This window comes from Candidatus Villigracilis vicinus (assembly GCF_016702885.1).
Classification (GTDB): Bacteria; Chloroflexota; Anaerolineae; order Anaerolineales; family Villigracilaceae; genus Villigracilis; species Villigracilis vicinus.
In genome coordinates this window covers 44,628-58,072 of the sequence record NZ_JADJDD010000028.1, presented here as the reverse complement: position 1 = coordinate 58,072, position 13,445 = coordinate 44,628, and the positions used below count along the sequence as shown (strand labels likewise).

At 51.2% G+C, this 13,445-nt stretch carries 15 protein-coding genes and 1 tRNA gene; 9 read left to right on the top strand and 7 right to left on the bottom strand.

The genetic code is table 11. From position 1 onward, the window contains the following. Positions 1-34: 34 nt before the first annotated feature. The 3 genes from IPG80_RS20655 to IPG80_RS20645 all read left to right on the top strand — a co-directional run bounded on the left by IPG80_RS20655 (position 35) and on the right by IPG80_RS20645 (position 2,204). Complete coding sequence (locus tag IPG80_RS20655) at positions 35-1,480, top strand: NADH-quinone oxidoreductase subunit N (RefSeq protein WP_345111268.1); 1,446 nt, start codon at positions 35-37, stop codon at positions 1,478-1,480. A 147-nt stretch (positions 1,481-1,627) separates the two neighbouring features. Beyond that, positions 1,628-1,699 (top strand) — tRNA-Lys (locus IPG80_RS20650). 64 nt (positions 1,700-1,763) lie between these two features. After that, positions 1,764-2,204: a hypothetical protein gene (locus IPG80_RS20645; protein ID WP_345111265.1), complete on the top strand. Its 441-nt coding sequence runs from the start codon at positions 1,764-1,766 to the stop codon at positions 2,202-2,204. A gap of 2 nt (positions 2,205-2,206) precedes the next feature. Here IPG80_RS20645 and IPG80_RS20640 read toward each other — a convergent pair whose 3' ends face one another. Beyond that, positions 2,207-2,908: a DUF554 domain-containing protein gene (locus IPG80_RS20640; protein WP_345111262.1), complete on the bottom strand. Its 702-nt coding sequence runs from the start codon at positions 2,906-2,908 to the stop codon at positions 2,207-2,209. Positions 2,909-3,034: 126 nt separating this feature from the next. Further along, the gene (locus IPG80_RS20635; RefSeq protein ID WP_345111260.1) at positions 3,035-3,580 is read right to left on the bottom strand and encodes a cob(I)yrinic acid a,c-diamide adenosyltransferase; all 546 of its coding nucleotides are present in this window, start codon (positions 3,578-3,580) and stop codon (positions 3,035-3,037) included. 39 nt (positions 3,581-3,619) lie between these two features. On the opposite strand from IPG80_RS20635, the gene IPG80_RS20630 reads away from it, so the two are divergent. From IPG80_RS20630 to IPG80_RS20605, 6 genes are all read left to right on the top strand, one after another. Beyond that, positions 3,620-4,243, top strand: coding sequence for a hypothetical protein (locus tag IPG80_RS20630; protein ID WP_345111257.1), 624 nt, complete (start codon positions 3,620-3,622; stop codon positions 4,241-4,243). 77 nt (positions 4,244-4,320) lie between these two features. Next, a complete protein-coding gene (locus IPG80_RS20625) occupies positions 4,321-4,767 on the top strand; it encodes a GatB/YqeY domain-containing protein (RefSeq protein WP_345111254.1) in 447 nt (148 codons plus the stop codon). 43 nt (positions 4,768-4,810) lie between these two features. After that, on the top strand, positions 4,811-6,922 hold the full coding sequence (locus IPG80_RS20620; RefSeq protein WP_345111251.1) for an HDIG domain-containing metalloprotein: 2,112 nt from the start codon (positions 4,811-4,813) through the stop codon (positions 6,920-6,922). Continuing rightward, positions 6,919-7,389 carry an rRNA maturation RNase YbeY gene (ybeY, locus tag IPG80_RS20615; protein ID WP_345111247.1) on the top strand — a complete coding sequence of 157 codons (471 nt, stop codon included), beginning with the start codon at positions 6,919-6,921 and terminating at the stop codon, positions 7,387-7,389. Before IPG80_RS20620 ends, ybeY begins: the two co-directional genes overlap by 4 nt. 2 nt (positions 7,390-7,391) lie before the next feature. Then, positions 7,392-7,778 (top strand): diacylglycerol kinase family protein, encoded by a 387-nt coding sequence (locus tag IPG80_RS20610; RefSeq protein ID WP_345111241.1) that lies wholly within the window; start codon positions 7,392-7,394, stop codon positions 7,776-7,778. 34 nt (positions 7,779-7,812) lie between these two features. Continuing rightward, on the top strand, positions 7,813-8,670 hold the full coding sequence (locus IPG80_RS20605; protein WP_345111238.1) for a TIM barrel protein: 858 nt from the start codon (positions 7,813-7,815) through the stop codon (positions 8,668-8,670). A 103-nt stretch (positions 8,671-8,773) separates the two neighbouring features. Here the strand turns inward: IPG80_RS20605 and IPG80_RS20600 are convergent, their stop codons facing one another. From IPG80_RS20600 to IPG80_RS20580, 5 genes are all read right to left on the bottom strand, one after another. After that, a complete protein-coding gene (locus IPG80_RS20600; protein WP_345111235.1) occupies positions 8,774-10,435 on the bottom strand; it encodes a trypsin-like peptidase domain-containing protein in 1,662 nt (553 codons plus the stop codon). Between the two features lie 15 nt (positions 10,436-10,450). Beyond that, positions 10,451-11,026 (bottom strand): hypothetical protein, encoded by a 576-nt coding sequence (locus IPG80_RS20595; RefSeq protein ID WP_345111232.1) that lies wholly within the window; start codon positions 11,024-11,026, stop codon positions 10,451-10,453. Between the two features lie 10 nt (positions 11,027-11,036). Next, positions 11,037-11,894 (bottom strand): PrsW family glutamic-type intramembrane protease, encoded by an 858-nt coding sequence (locus tag IPG80_RS20590; RefSeq protein ID WP_345111229.1) that lies wholly within the window; start codon positions 11,892-11,894, stop codon positions 11,037-11,039. Between the two features lie 109 nt (positions 11,895-12,003). Continuing rightward, positions 12,004-12,570: a GNAT family protein gene (locus IPG80_RS20585; RefSeq protein ID WP_345111227.1), complete on the bottom strand. Its 567-nt coding sequence runs from the start codon at positions 12,568-12,570 to the stop codon at positions 12,004-12,006. A 185-nt stretch (positions 12,571-12,755) separates the two neighbouring features. After that, complete coding sequence (locus IPG80_RS20580; RefSeq protein ID WP_345111224.1) at positions 12,756-13,412, bottom strand: response regulator transcription factor; 657 nt, start codon at positions 13,410-13,412, stop codon at positions 12,756-12,758. Positions 13,413-13,445: the final 33 nt, after the last annotated feature.

The window sequence follows — 13,445 nt, the reverse complement described above, 5'->3', positions numbered from 1 at the left end:
GACTGGTAATTGGTGACTGGTGATTGGAGCGTTCATGACGCAGCCTACTTATACTGACTATTACACTCTCATTCCCTACCTCATTCTTACCGTTTGGGCATGTGTGTTGCTGCTTGTTGACCTTTTCATTCCAAGGGGTCGCAAAGGCATTACCGCATTCCTTGCCGCCCTTGGGCTAGCCATCACACTTGGGTACTCCGTCACTCAGGTCGGCATCGAAAGCTCCGGCTTTAACAGCATGGTTGCCCTCGATGGTTTCTCAACTTTTGCCAACATCCTTTTGCTTGCCAGTGGCATGTTTGCCATTGCCCTTGCCTATGGATACACCAAGCGTATGGGCATTGAACGCGGCGAGTATTACACCCTGCTTTTGTTCAGCGTCACCGGCATGATGCTCATGGCACAAGCCACAGACCTTATCATGGTCTTCCTCGCGCTTGAACTGCTTTCCATACCGCTTTATGTTCTTTCCGCCATTTCCCGCAAATTGCAATCTGAAGAATCCGGCGTGAAATACTTTCTGCTTGGTGCTTTTGCCAGCGGATTTGTAGTCTATGGAACGGCTCTGATCTTTGGCGCGACGGGTGCCACCAACCTGTCTGTCATCTTCGTTCAAGCCGCCTCTGGCGCGACTTCAGGTCTGCTCCTCACCATTGGGGCGGCATTGCTGCTGGTAGGGTTTGGCTTCAAAGTTGCCGCCGCTCCCTTCCACATGTGGACTCCTGATGTCTATCAAGGCGCTCCGACATCTGTCACCGCCTTCATGGCTGCTGGTGCAAAGATCGCAGGCTTTGTGGCATTGTTCCGCGTGTTTAGCACAGCCTTCCCATCACTTTCCTCCGACCTGACCGATATCCTCTGGGCACTCTCCGCAGTGACCATGGTTGTCGGTAACCTAACAGCCATCTCGCAGACGAACATCAAGCGGATGTTGGCATACTCCGCGATTGCACATGCGGGCTACATCCTGATGGCATTTGTACCGTATGGAAATGAAAAAGTTGCAGCAACCGCTGTTGCCGCAGGCTTGTTCTATCTCGTGGCATATGCCGTTAGTAACTTTGGTTCCTGGGGTGTGGTCATTGCCCTCGAAAAAGCCGAAGGCAAAGGGCTCGAGATCGAAGACTATGCCGGGTTGGCGAAGAAGCATCCTGCCCTTGCCGCCGCCATGACAGTTTTCATGCTCTCGCTCATCGGCTTCCCTCCGACCCTTGGTATGGTCGGCAAGTTCTACCTCTTCCGTTCTGCGGTTGATGGCGGATTTATCGGACTTGCCCTTATCGGCTTGGTGACCTCATTGCTTTCCGCATTCTATTATCTGCGTGTTGTCGTCAACATGTACATGAAGGAAGGTGACCCCGAAGTAGAACGCGAACCATGGCTGGGGCTTACAACGGCAATTACTGCGGTTGCGACTGTGGCAGTTAGCTTGGTTCCCCAGTTTCTTTTTATGCTGGCATATACTGCTGTCTTGAGATAATCAAATAGATGAGAACAAAAAACTCCGGAATTCTTCCCGGAGTTTTTTGTTTATCTCTAAATACTTGATGATATTTACCACTTAAAAAAGCGGGTTGTAATTATTGACACAATTCCTCTTTGCGGTATAATACCGCCCGCACGGTTTGGCTCCGTAGCTCAACGGCAGAGCAGTTGCCTCTTAAGCAATTGGTTACAAGTTCGAATCTTGTCGGAGTCACACATTGAAAAGGTCTGATACTATCTTTATGTATTGGACCTTTTCATTTAATGATTGAGGGAAAATGGAAAATAAAAAACGATGTTCATCCTGCAGGCAGGTTAAGAAGATAGAAGAATTCAGTTGGCGCTTTAAAGCACTTGGCATTCGCCAGGGGACTTGTCGCGAGTGTCGCAAGGGGCAAGTTAAAAAATGGTATATCAAAAATAAGGAAGGACATCTTAAGAACGTTCAAGCCCGAAAGCGAAGGTTTAGACAGGAAGTGCGTCAATATGTTTGGGAATATCTTTTGAACCATCCCTGTATTGAGTGTGGTGAAAAAGACCCGGTTGTGCTGGAATTTCACCATCGTTACGGAAAAGATAAAGCTGTGAGTGTGATGGTTGCAGGTGGATACCCTATTGAAAAAATACAGGCAGAAATTGATAAATGTGATGTTTTATGCGCTAATTGCCATAGAAGAAAAACGATGAAACAAAGAGGCTGGTTTAGGGGATTGAAGTAATTTTATATCTTCCCCAATACCCAAACGATCAACGGCGCAATCGCCAGTGCAGGCAGGAAGTTCCCCACGCGGATCTTCTTAATTTCCAGCAGGTTACTGACCCCCAATCCCACCAAAATTACCCCGCCAGTAGCGGTCATTTCATTCATCATTGGGTCACTGATGATGGCGCTCAGCGCTCCCGCCAGCAGACTAATGCCGCCCTGATAAAAAAGGATAATGATCGAAGAGAACATCACGCCGATCCCCAAGGTGGAGGCGAAGGCGATCGAGGCAAACCCATCTAATGTGGATTTGACTGCCAGCAGGTTGTAATCGCCGGTCAGCCCATCCTGGATCGAGCCAAGGATCGCCATGGGACCGATACAAAAGAGCAGAGACGCCACCATGAATCCGCGTACAAAGCGCGAGCCAGTGCCACTTTCTTCATCGCTTGAAAAACGCTTTTCGAGATTCAACCCAAACGACTGAAGGCGATCTTCAATGCCCAGCCATTCCCCGAGGATGGTTCCAAGAATCAGAGCGCCCAGTACGATCAATTGATTCTCACTTTTAAAGAACATCTGCATCCCCATCGCTACCGTGAAAAGCCCCATACCTGCAATGATAGTGGACTTGAACCTTTCAGGGATGCGTGAACCAAATAACAAACCGACCGTTCCCCCGATCAAGATGGCAACTACATTGATTATCGTTCCAGTCATGATTTCCTTTTCTGTCATGTCAGTAGCGACAGCAAGCATCTCTAGATTATCTTGGGAGACTCGCTGTCGCTCAGAGTGACACGCCTAAGTATGAATGGGTTTCGAAAGCCTGAAACCCGTTATTTTTTATTCCGACTTCGCCAGCGAAGTCTTCCTGCCTGCATGCTGATTTTCCAGCAGTTCCAATACAAAACATAACGAAGAGAGTCGGTTGAGATAGCGCTGCAAGTGCGGGTTGAACACCACTTCGCCGTCAAAAAGTTCCACCACGCGCCGCTCTGCCCGGCGGATGACTGCCCTTGCCAGAGAAAGTGCAGCGCCGCCCAGCGTGTCACCCGGCAGAATGAACTCGTGCGGCATGGGCACCACCTTGCTTAGTTCATCGGTCTCGTGCTCAAGCCATTTCACCCGCGCTTCATCAATATGACGGAAGGTTTGCGCATTTTCCGGCGTGGCGGCCACTTCTGCCATCAGCTTGTAGAGGTCTCGTTGGGCATCTAGCAGAATGCGGGGAGTTTGAGGCGCGGAACATTGGGCGCGGGCAAGCCCCAAGGCGGCAGAGGCCTCGTCGAGCGTACCAACCGCCTCCATCTGAACATGATATTTAGGGACACGCCCCTCCCCGAGAAGCCCGGTCGTGCCGTCGTCGCCTTTTGCTGTATAAAATGTCATGCGGGCATTATACCCACAATATCCGCTATAATGTCGCGCATGATCGCCAAATATCATATCGAAATGACCATCGCGGCGCTTGCCCCGCACTTCAGCGAACGCGCGCTGGAGATCATTATCGCATCCAATCTCAAACAAGATTCCTTTTGGAATCAGTTCGGGCACGACGAGATCCATTACGATAACAACGCCATTGACAAGGGCAACCGTTACATCAATGAACAACGCGGATACGTACTTGCGACCCTGCTTTCACCGGGCATCCTTGGCGCATGGATCGCCTTCGGACGCCTGCTGCATACCGCCCAGGATTTCTACGCTCATACTAATTATGTGACCCTCTGGCTGGATCAATACAACGGCGCGCCTCCGCCTCCCCCTGAAATTGACCCGCTAAAGAAGGAATTGGTACAAAGCCCCAGCCTGCACTCCGGCAAGATCTACCTTCCAATGGACGCCTTGTATTTCATCAAGCCCCTGCGCCCGTGGGCGTTGAAACTGTTGCCCAAAGACTCACACGGCTGGATGAATCTCGACACTCCCGATCAGGGACCCAAGTTTTCTTACGCCATTGCCGCCGCCACACAACGCTCTACGTATGAACTTGATCTGTTACGAAAATTGCTCTCTCCGGAAATGTTCTCAAGGTTCACGGATAAATGAGTTTATATGTTGCAATTTAGTCGCATTGACAAAGCGACCTGCACTTTAGTCATCTCAAGAAAGGTATAATAAAACATATGGATACAAAAGCAAAACTAAACGAAGCAATGAAAGAGGCAATGAAGAGCGGAGATGACCTCCGCAAACGTACGGTGCGTATGGTGCTGGCTGCCGTCAAACAAGTGGAAGTGGACAAACGCATCGAACTGGATGATATGGCGATCAATGCCCTGATCCAAAAAGAGGTCAAGAACCGGCGTGAAGCGTTGGAGGAAGCAAAGAAAGCCAATCGCAGCGATCTTGCCGCGGATAATGAAGCCGAGATCAAAGTGTTGGAAGAATTCCTGCCCAAAGCCATGGACCCTGCAGAATTACGCGCTCTGGTGCAAGCCGCCATTACCGAGACCGGCGCCGCTGCTCCGAGTGATATGGGCAAGGTCATGAAGGTGGTCATGCCCAAGGTAGCAGGACGCGCACCCAACGACATGATCAGCGCTGCTGTCAAGGAATTGCTTAACCCGTAAGACTCCGCCGCAAGGAGGTGAATATCTCCTTGCGGTCTATTTTATGAATACCCGAGCCCCCGTTCCACGCCGCATCCGAATATTACAATACAGCCTGATCGCCATCGTCGGTCTGGCATCTTTTGGTATTCTAATTTCACCGACGGGGTTGAGCCCCACACTGCAAGCTGTCAGCGAAGGAGATGTGGCGCAGTCCACCATTAAATCGCCGCGTGATATCGAATATGTCAGCGAGATCCGTACCGAAGAAGCCCGCACGGCGGCGGAGAGTGCTGTTCAGCCGGTGTATAGTTTGCCAGACCCTGCCATCGCCCGTGAACAGATCGAGCGTTTACGTACTTCCCTGCAAAATATCACCTCCATTCGCGATAATGCCGATTTGACCACCGACGAGACCCGTGAAAGCCTGCTTGCCCTGAGCGACCTGCGCCTGAAAGCCGAAACGGTCGATTATTTATTAGGCATATCAGATGTGCGCTGGGATGCGGTTCAGGCGGAAGCTGTACGTGTGCTCGAACAGGTAATGCGCCGTGCGATCTATGACGACAAAGTTGAGGTTACTCAAGCGGGCATCTCTGCCCTGGTGAGCCTGACCTTCAACGAACCACAGACCGAGCTGGTAACCGAACTTGTTTCGCCTTTCGTTGTTTCGAATAGTTTCTTCAGCCAGGAATTGACCGATGCTGCCAAGTTGGCTGCACGTGAAGCGATCCAACCTATCGTTCAGACGTATAAGGCAGGAGAGACCATCGTTCCTGCGGGGGAGATCATCACCCCTGCAGATGTAGAAGCCTTTCAACAATTGGGCATGATCCGTCCTGGTCAGCGTTGGGAGGATATCGCTGCAGCGGCTGCGATGGTCTTGCTTTGCGCTGCATTTGTCCCAGCTTATTTTTATCGTAAGCCGCGTACAGTTTTTTTGAACGATCCAAAGAACCTGCTAATCATCTCTCTGATTTTTATCTTCTTTCTGGCTGGCGCGCGCCTATTTGCTGAAAGAACACTTGCCCCATACGGATATCCAATACAAGCTGCCGCACTTTTGTTTACAGGGTTGTTTAGCCTGGAAGTTGGGCTGGTCTTCGCCATACCGCTTGCTATTCTGGCCGCATTTGGTTTGCCTAACTCATATGATTTGATCCCTTATTACATGTTCTCGTCTTTGATGGGGCTGCTGGCTCTCGGCCCTGCACGCCGTTTTTGGGGGTTTGTACGTGCTGGGATTGCCATATCATTTTCCGGCGCGGCGGCACTTTTGGCGTTTCGCATTCCGCTCATTACATTGGATTGGCTGGGTATCCTTCAATACGTTGGGGTGATCGCATTTGCCGGGTTCTCTTCCGCAAGCATTGCGTTGCTCCTCCAATATATCTTTGCCCAGATCCTTGGTCTGACCACTGCGCTGCAATTGCTTGATATTTCCCGCCCTGATTTCCCGCTCTTGCAATTCTTTCTGCGAAATGCGCCAGGTACGTATCAACACAGCTTGCAGGTTGCGAACCTCGCCGAGCAAGCCGCTGAAAAGATCGGCGCTGACCCTTTGCTCACCCGGGTAGGTGCGCTCTTCCACGATATTGGTAAAGCGCTCAACCCGAATTTCTTTATCGAAAATCAGGCACAGGGCAACCTTAATGCCCATAATAATGCCAACCCTGAAGAAGTCTCGGCCACCATTGTGCGGCATGTGACCGATGGTGTGCAGCTTGCAAAGAAGCACCGCCTTCCGCGCCGCCTGCAAGACTTTATCCTTGAACATCATGGTACGCTCATTACGCACTACCAATATAACCAAGCCATGGAAGCCGCAGGCGGCGACGTTACCAAAGTGGATATCGAAAAGTTCCGTTATCCTGGTCCACGCCCGGCTTCACGGGAGACGGCGTTGCTCATGCTCGCCGATGCCTCCGAAGCCCGTGCTCGTGCCGAACGCCCCGGCAGCGATGATGAGATCCGTGCACTCGTCACCAGCGTTATTCAGACCGTGCAAAAATACAACCAGCTTGACGATACTCTGCTGACTTTGCGCGACCTCAAACTCATCACTGAGTCTTTTGTCACCACCTTGCGCGGCACCTATCATCCACGCATTCAATACCCTAAAGCCGCCGTACCCGATCAAGATACGACCCTGCTCGTCTCGAGAAAAGAAAAATGATCAATATAGATAACCAAATGGACTTTCGTGACACTACCCTGCTTGAACGTGCCGCGCTCATCACACTTGAATCTGTCTCGCCTCTTAACCCCGACCTCGGTCCTGAGTCTGCCCATGCAGATATGACCATCGTCCTGACCGATGACCGCCAACTCCACGAACTCAACCTCGACTACCTAGGCGTGGACGCGCCTACGGATGTGCTTTCCTTCCCAGCCGGTGAAGTGGACCCGGAAACCGAAGAACTTTATCTGGGGGATATTGCCATCTCCATTCCACGCGCCGCACAACAGGCGCAGACCGGCGGGCACCCGGTGGAAGCCGAAGCCCAATTGCTTGTCGTTCATGGGACATTGCACCTGCTTGGGTACGATCACAGCACCGAGGAAGAGAAAGCTGTCATGTGGGCAGAACAAGCGCGGGTGTTGGAAAAACTCGGTTTATCTCGAATTCAAATTCAGGAATAGTTGTGAACGAATTTATTCGCTCGCGTATCGCATCCTTTCGATATGCCTTTCAAGGATGGGGCTATGTTTTGCGTACCCAACGCAATGCCTGGATCCATAGCGTCATTGCGACCGCGGTATTTGGTGTATGCCTGTGGCTTGAACTTCCCTTGCGAGACTGGGCGGTCGTCATTCTCACGGCTGCTTTTGTATTTTCTGCCGAGTTCATCAACACTGCCATTGAAGCTGTTGTAGATCTTGCGACCGAAGAACATCATCCACTTGCCAAGATCGGCAAAGATGTGGGGGCGGCGGCTGTGCTGGTGGCTGCTCTGGCAGCTGTGCTGGTTGGCTTGCTTATCCTCGGACCGCCGCTGTGGCAAAAAATATCTTCGATGTATATTTCTTAATGTGTACGATCATCCCTCACTCTTGGAGTCTCGAATGACCCTTTCTTTCAAATTTGGTACTGTTGGCTCGCCCAGCGGCACCCCTAAAAAACCAGGCGGTACGATCGGTGCCATCGCTTTTAGCAAGTCCATTGGTTTGGATACGCTGGAACTTGGCTGGGTACAATCGGTGCGAGTGAGCGAAGAGACTTGTGCCTTGATCAAAGCCGCACGAGATGAACATAAAGTAGCCTTGAGCGTCCATGCGCCATATTTCATCAACTTGAATGCACTGAGCGATGAGTGGCCCAAATCACGTAAACGCCTGATGGATGCAGCACATTATGGCTATCTCGCTGGTGTGACCGACATCATCTTTCATCCCGGCTCGTACTTTGGCAACGACCCTGCTGATGTGTTGAAGATCGCCATCCCGCGGCTCGAAGGCTGTGTGAAAGAATTACAAAAGAATGGTGATACGGTAACATTGCGCCCGGAAACGATGGGGAAATCTGCGATGCTCGGCTCGTTCGAAGATGCGCTCGCCATGAGCAAAGCAATGGATATGGTTCAGCCGTGTATCGATTTTGCTCATCTCCACGCCCGTCCCGGCGACGGTTCGATGAATACCTACGACGAATGGTCACGAGTGCTGGAGAAATACGGCAAGACCTTGGGCAGCAAAGCCTTGAAGAACCTGCACATTCATCTCTCCGGTATCGAGTATGGACCGAAAGGGGAAAAGAATCATCTCCCACTTTCTGAAGCGGACCTCGACCTGAAAGCTCTCTTCAAAGCCTTACATGAATTTAACTGCGGCGGACGCATTCTCTGTGAAAGCCCCATTATGGAAGAAGATGCCCTTGTAATGAAAAAGACCTGGATGAAAGTTAGTGGTGAAAAAGAAAAGTAGGTTGAACTGTATTCCCTGGTATTAACCAAAAACAAAAAATCGCCTCTGAATTTTTCAGAGGCGATTTTTTGTTTCTACTTTACGAATGGTTGAAAGAGATACCTTACTGACTTAGCCCTACATTGATCTCGTAGCTGTCTGGGTCATTTGACCCTGCATATTGATTATCGGCGTACGAGTCGTAGTAGCCTTGCGCTGCGAAGACCAGAGTGAACTCAGTGTTGCGTGGAATATCTGAGATGGTGTATTTACCGCTTGCGTCGGTTTCAAGGAATGTGTTCACATAACTATCTGCAAAGTCAGCGGCTTCCCATTCGTCATAGGTTGTGCCGGGAGTCAGGATGAAGACATAGGCACCTGGAATGGCGCTATTGGTGGCAGAGTCGTAAATTAAACCGTAAACTGTGATGGTATCTGAATTTGAGGCAGGTTGTTTCGGAAGCCCGCCGTTGTCGCTGTTCCCGCTGCTGCTTCCGCTGACGGTGACGTTCGTCGAACTGCCCAAGGGTGTCATGGCGTCCCCGGCGAAAATTTCCACTTTGTAAGTTCCGGCAGGCATGGGGTTGCCGTCGTTGGGTAGGTAGGTTGCAAACAGCCCGCTTTCGCCCCATTCCCAAGCGTAGCTATATTCTGCTACTTGTTCATTGTTCAGGAACCAGTGTTCCACCAATAGTTCGCCATCCGCCATGCCGGAATATTCGAATCCAGCAGCGAGACACAAGGTCGAGTCTCCATATGAGTTAACGGTGCTGTCTGCCCAATCGCATTTGTCTGCGGTGCTGCCAGTTGTATCCAGCCAGACGAAGCCGGATACCGATTCGTTTCCGCTGCCGGGGTTGCTCACCACACCAGACTGTGCATAGGTACTGGTGTATTGACGTCCAGATTGAGCGGCCTGAATAAGAGGCAGGGCAAGATTCACCGGGCGGATGCCGTTCAAAAAACCACCGATCGGCACACAACTATCATTTTGGTCAACGGTGCCGTCACCGTTCGTGTCTTGCACTTGGCGGCAATCGGAGGTTTCTGTATCGCGACTGGCGCTGGCGATGGTGGGTACACCGATGATATGACCGTTGCCATCCGCTGCCAGACCGCCAGAGTTCCCGCCAGAGATGGTGGCGTCGGTCTTGATCCATGCGCGGTCGCCAAGCTGGTCTTCCGCAGAGAAACCAGAGACGGTTCCCTTTGTAAAGGTGATGGTATTCCCGCCAATGGCAGGGAAGCCGAAAATGTTAATGTTATCGCCCACATGCACAGAATCTGAATTGCCCAATTGCACATACGGCAGGTTCAGGCTGTTGGGGTCTATGGCAGTGCCGTTGATGTTTGCGGTGATCTGAATGACCGCAAGGTCAAGGAAGCCGTCCACGGCGAGGACCTTGGCTGTGTAGGAAGGCACGGCAGGCTTGTCTTCAGATACGATCATGGCAACACCAAGTGCGTCCGGTTCGCTTTCGGGTTCGCCTTGTGAAGCAGGGCTGGCAACATGTGCATTGGTGAGGATCAAGCCGGTGGGGGTCAGGATCGTCCCAGAGCCAACGTAACCGGGCACCAGTTCGCCGTTTTCATCAAAGAGACCGAAGATCTGCACCGTGGCAGCGATCAGGTTGGCACGGGTTGCCGAAGACAACTGCGCATCAGACACCGGCTCATCGACAGGGGTAAGCGGTTCCACTGCTGGAGAAGCAGCTTTACACGCCAGAGTGACGATGGCAAGGATGGAGATAAACGCCCATAAGTGTTTGTTGAAAGTAGGTTTCATGCTCGCCTCGTATTATTAAAACTTGATCGATTCAAGGAAGAGATGAAATCTTCCGAGATCAAGATCGTAATTCTTTTCATCCGCCTGAAAAGAAACCACAATGGCACGGTCACCGTTCAAGTAGACCAGATCAGTGCCATGCACCACACTCGGGAAGGCGGCATGGGTCACATCCGGGTTGGATTCGACGAAGACGTAATCGATCATATAGGCGTTGCGCCCATTCCTGTCGATCACTTCCTGCTGGTCAAGCATACGAAACGCGACCAGGCTCTGTGCGTGCTCTAGCACCACAAGGCTTGCCACTTCAGAGGTCGTCGCTTCGGATGAGATTGCAACCTGACGAATGACGTACGTCGCGCCAAAGCCGCTTGAGTTGATATCGACCGAACGAAATAATTCTTCGCCGGATGCGCCGACTTGTAACCAACCTTTGGGTGCATTGGCTGTAATACCTTCCGCCTCAAAGGGAACCGAAGCGTTTTCGATGCTCGATTTATAGAACCATCCTAATGTAAGCGCGATAACGGTTATAAGAATGACGGCAAGTTCTGCGAAGCGGTCACCGAGGGAAACTTGTTTGTGTTCCATATCTGTTCTCCTACTTCCCAGCCTGCATGGTGACATTACGATGCACCAGCCTGAGGATGACACCCGTAGTCACCAGCGCGACAACCGCGGCAAGGATCAATCCCATCCATGTATTGGTAGTGGAGCCGTTCAGAGTAATGGTGGGGCGGTTAAGGATGCCCAAGAGCCAGTTGAATAACCCATTGAAAACGGCAGCCAGAGAAATGCCGAGCGGCATCCACCAGATCGGCTCGGATTCAAATTTGGCGCGCCCGAGGAAGTATCCCGTAATGCCGGAGAACGCTGCCTGTGCCAGTGCGACGACCGCCATGCGCAGAATGCCTGTGCCGAGATCCACGCCTCCGTTCGAGATGACAAAGTTGATGTTCAGCATGGTGGCATAGCCCAACCCGGCGGCGGTGGCGTAGATTACACCATCGGTGGGCTCATCAAATTCTTCTGAATGATAAATGCCATAACGGACGGCGGCATATTTTAGAAATTCTTGTGTGAAGCCCACGACTAGAATGCCGCCCAGGATGGTGGTCAACGTGTCGTTGCGGATCCAGTGGGAGACACGAAATACCTTCTCTACCATCGGTATGCCGACCGCTGCTGCCAGTAAGCCGCCAAGCAAGAATACTCCCATTACAAACCCCTTGGGTTCGGGTTCTGCACTGTCTTGCAGGTAGAAAAAGATCAGCCAGATAAAAGCGGGAACAAGTGCAAGGAAAACGCCGGTCAACACCAGGGTGGTTGGGGTGAAGGTGGGGTGGAGGGCGTTATCTAGAACATAGACAAGCCCTACGAAGGCGCACAAGCCGATAACGAGCAGGAACTCGTCACGCCAGACATGCTTCCGTTCATGAATTGATTTTGATTCACTCATGGAATTCTCTCTCCTTTTGGTTTATGGCATCATCATAGTGAAAAGGCGGTAATCAGTCAATAGGACTACTGGTTTTTGTAAACAGGGCAGGTTTCAGCGAAGCGGAAACTCAAAGATGGGCAACCAACCCAAAAGTAGTGGGGAGAAGCGAGAACATGTACGCGTCAAGGATCTGTTCGCGGACGGTGATCCGGTTTCGCAGGATGCCCTCGTAATGGGCTCCGGCTTTTTCAGCAACGCGCTTGCTGGCTTCATTTCCTTCCGCAATGACGATCTCAGCGCGGATGGTGCCCGCCCTTTCGAAGGCAAACCGTGCAGCCAGTTTTGCCGCACGGACGGCAATGCCCCTGCCGCGTTTGGGTGTGCGTACCCAGTACCCGAGGTTGCAGAATTTATAGATCGGATGGAAGTGACTCAGCCCGCACCCGCCTAAAAATTCCCCCGTGATTGCATCGGTGATGGCAAAGGAATATAGTGCGCCGCGTGACCACTCGGAACGGGTGATGATGATGAAATCACGCGCCACGTTGAGCGTGTATTTTTCGGTTGCCCAACTCATCCAGGGGGTTAGTTCTGGCAGCGACTCTTTTACCGCAGTATAGAGTTCCTTTTCTTCGCCAAATTCATACGGACGTATCACAATAACTCCATCAGTCATTTTTGCAAATGGGAACATGGTTTTGTTGACCTCCTATGAGCCGCTTTATCCTTTTATTCGGCAGAAAAGAGTTTTATTCCTGTACGGAATTTAGTTTGTTTCGTATGCTTGTATGTCTACAGTTGGTTAAATAAAAAAAAGAGACACATCTTCACATTGCGTGTGGGTGTGTCTCTTCATAATTTCCGGCTGTGACGAAAAAATCAGGATATGTAATCTCTCAAATTGTGTTCCACTGCATAGGCAGCTGCCTCGGCGCGGTTATTCACATTTAACTTGGAGAGAATGCTGGAAACGTAATTACGCACAGTGCCTTCCCCGAGGAAGAGGTTTTTGGCGATCTCGCGGTTTGTTTTGCCTTCGGAAACAAGCAGAAGTACGTGCTTTTCCTGCTGGCTCAGGTGAGCAAATGCAGAGGCTTCTTCCTCTTTTACAGCGCGGCGTACTTCCTGGAAAACACGCTGGGTCACGGCAGGGTCAAGCAGGGCTTCACCACGTCCAACCGATTCAAGCGCTTTGATCAAGTCTTCGCTGCCAATCTGCTTGAGGATGTATCCTGAAGCTCCCGCCCGAATGGCAGAGAAAAGCATCTCATCCTCGGCATAAGAGGTTAGCATAATGACTTTGGTGCTGGGAAATTGATTGATAATTTGTTCGCAGGCTTCAATACCAGATGTGCCCGGCAGACGGATGTCCATTACAACTACATCCGGTTTGAGCAAAGCAGTTTGTTCCAACGCTTCCCGCGCCGAACCCGCTTCGCCTACCACATCAAAATGGGGGTGTCGTTCCAACAGGGATTTCAACCCTAGCCGCACAACTTCGTGATCGTCAACCAGAATAATTCTTTGTTTCTTCATGGGAGCTATTTTACCGCAGGAAATGGGAAAAAC

What these genes read in the sequence shown, in the direction of transcription:
- IPG80_RS20605 (WP_345111238.1), top strand. Translation starts at nt 7,813, where the DNA reads ATGACCCTTTCTTTCAAATTTGGTACTGTTGGCTCGCCCAGCGGCACC.
- IPG80_RS20620 (WP_345111251.1), top strand. Translation starts at nt 4,811, where the DNA reads ATGAATACCCGAGCCCCCGTTCCACGCCGCATCCGAATATTACAATAC.
- IPG80_RS20590 (WP_345111229.1), bottom strand. Translation starts at nt 11,894, where the DNA reads ATGAGTGAATCAAAATCAATTCATGAACGGAAGCATGTCTGGCGTGAC.
- IPG80_RS20655 (WP_345111268.1), top strand. Translation starts at nt 35, where the DNA reads ATGACGCAGCCTACTTATACTGACTATTACACTCTCATTCCCTACCTC.
- IPG80_RS20580 (WP_345111224.1), bottom strand. Translation starts at nt 13,412, where the DNA reads ATGAAGAAACAAAGAATTATTCTGGTTGACGATCACGAAGTTGTGCGG.
- IPG80_RS20640 (WP_345111262.1), bottom strand. Translation starts at nt 2,908, where the DNA reads ATGACTGGAACGATAATCAATGTAGTTGCCATCTTGATCGGGGGAACG.
- IPG80_RS20600 (WP_345111235.1), bottom strand. Translation starts at nt 10,435, where the DNA reads ATGAAACCTACTTTCAACAAACACTTATGGGCGTTTATCTCCATCCTT.
- IPG80_RS20625 (WP_345111254.1), top strand. Translation starts at nt 4,321, where the DNA reads ATGGATACAAAAGCAAAACTAAACGAAGCAATGAAAGAGGCAATGAAG.
- IPG80_RS20585 (WP_345111227.1), bottom strand. Translation starts at nt 12,570, where the DNA reads ATGTTCCCATTTGCAAAAATGACTGATGGAGTTATTGTGATACGTCCG.
- IPG80_RS20595 (WP_345111232.1), bottom strand. Translation starts at nt 11,026, where the DNA reads ATGGAACACAAACAAGTTTCCCTCGGTGACCGCTTCGCAGAACTTGCC.
- IPG80_RS20630 (WP_345111257.1), top strand. Translation starts at nt 3,620, where the DNA reads ATGATCGCCAAATATCATATCGAAATGACCATCGCGGCGCTTGCCCCG.
- ybeY (WP_345111247.1), top strand. Translation starts at nt 6,919, where the DNA reads ATGATCAATATAGATAACCAAATGGACTTTCGTGACACTACCCTGCTT.
- IPG80_RS20645 (WP_345111265.1), top strand. Translation starts at nt 1,764, where the DNA reads ATGGAAAATAAAAAACGATGTTCATCCTGCAGGCAGGTTAAGAAGATA.
- IPG80_RS20635 (WP_345111260.1), bottom strand. Translation starts at nt 3,580, where the DNA reads ATGACATTTTATACAGCAAAAGGCGACGACGGCACGACCGGGCTTCTC.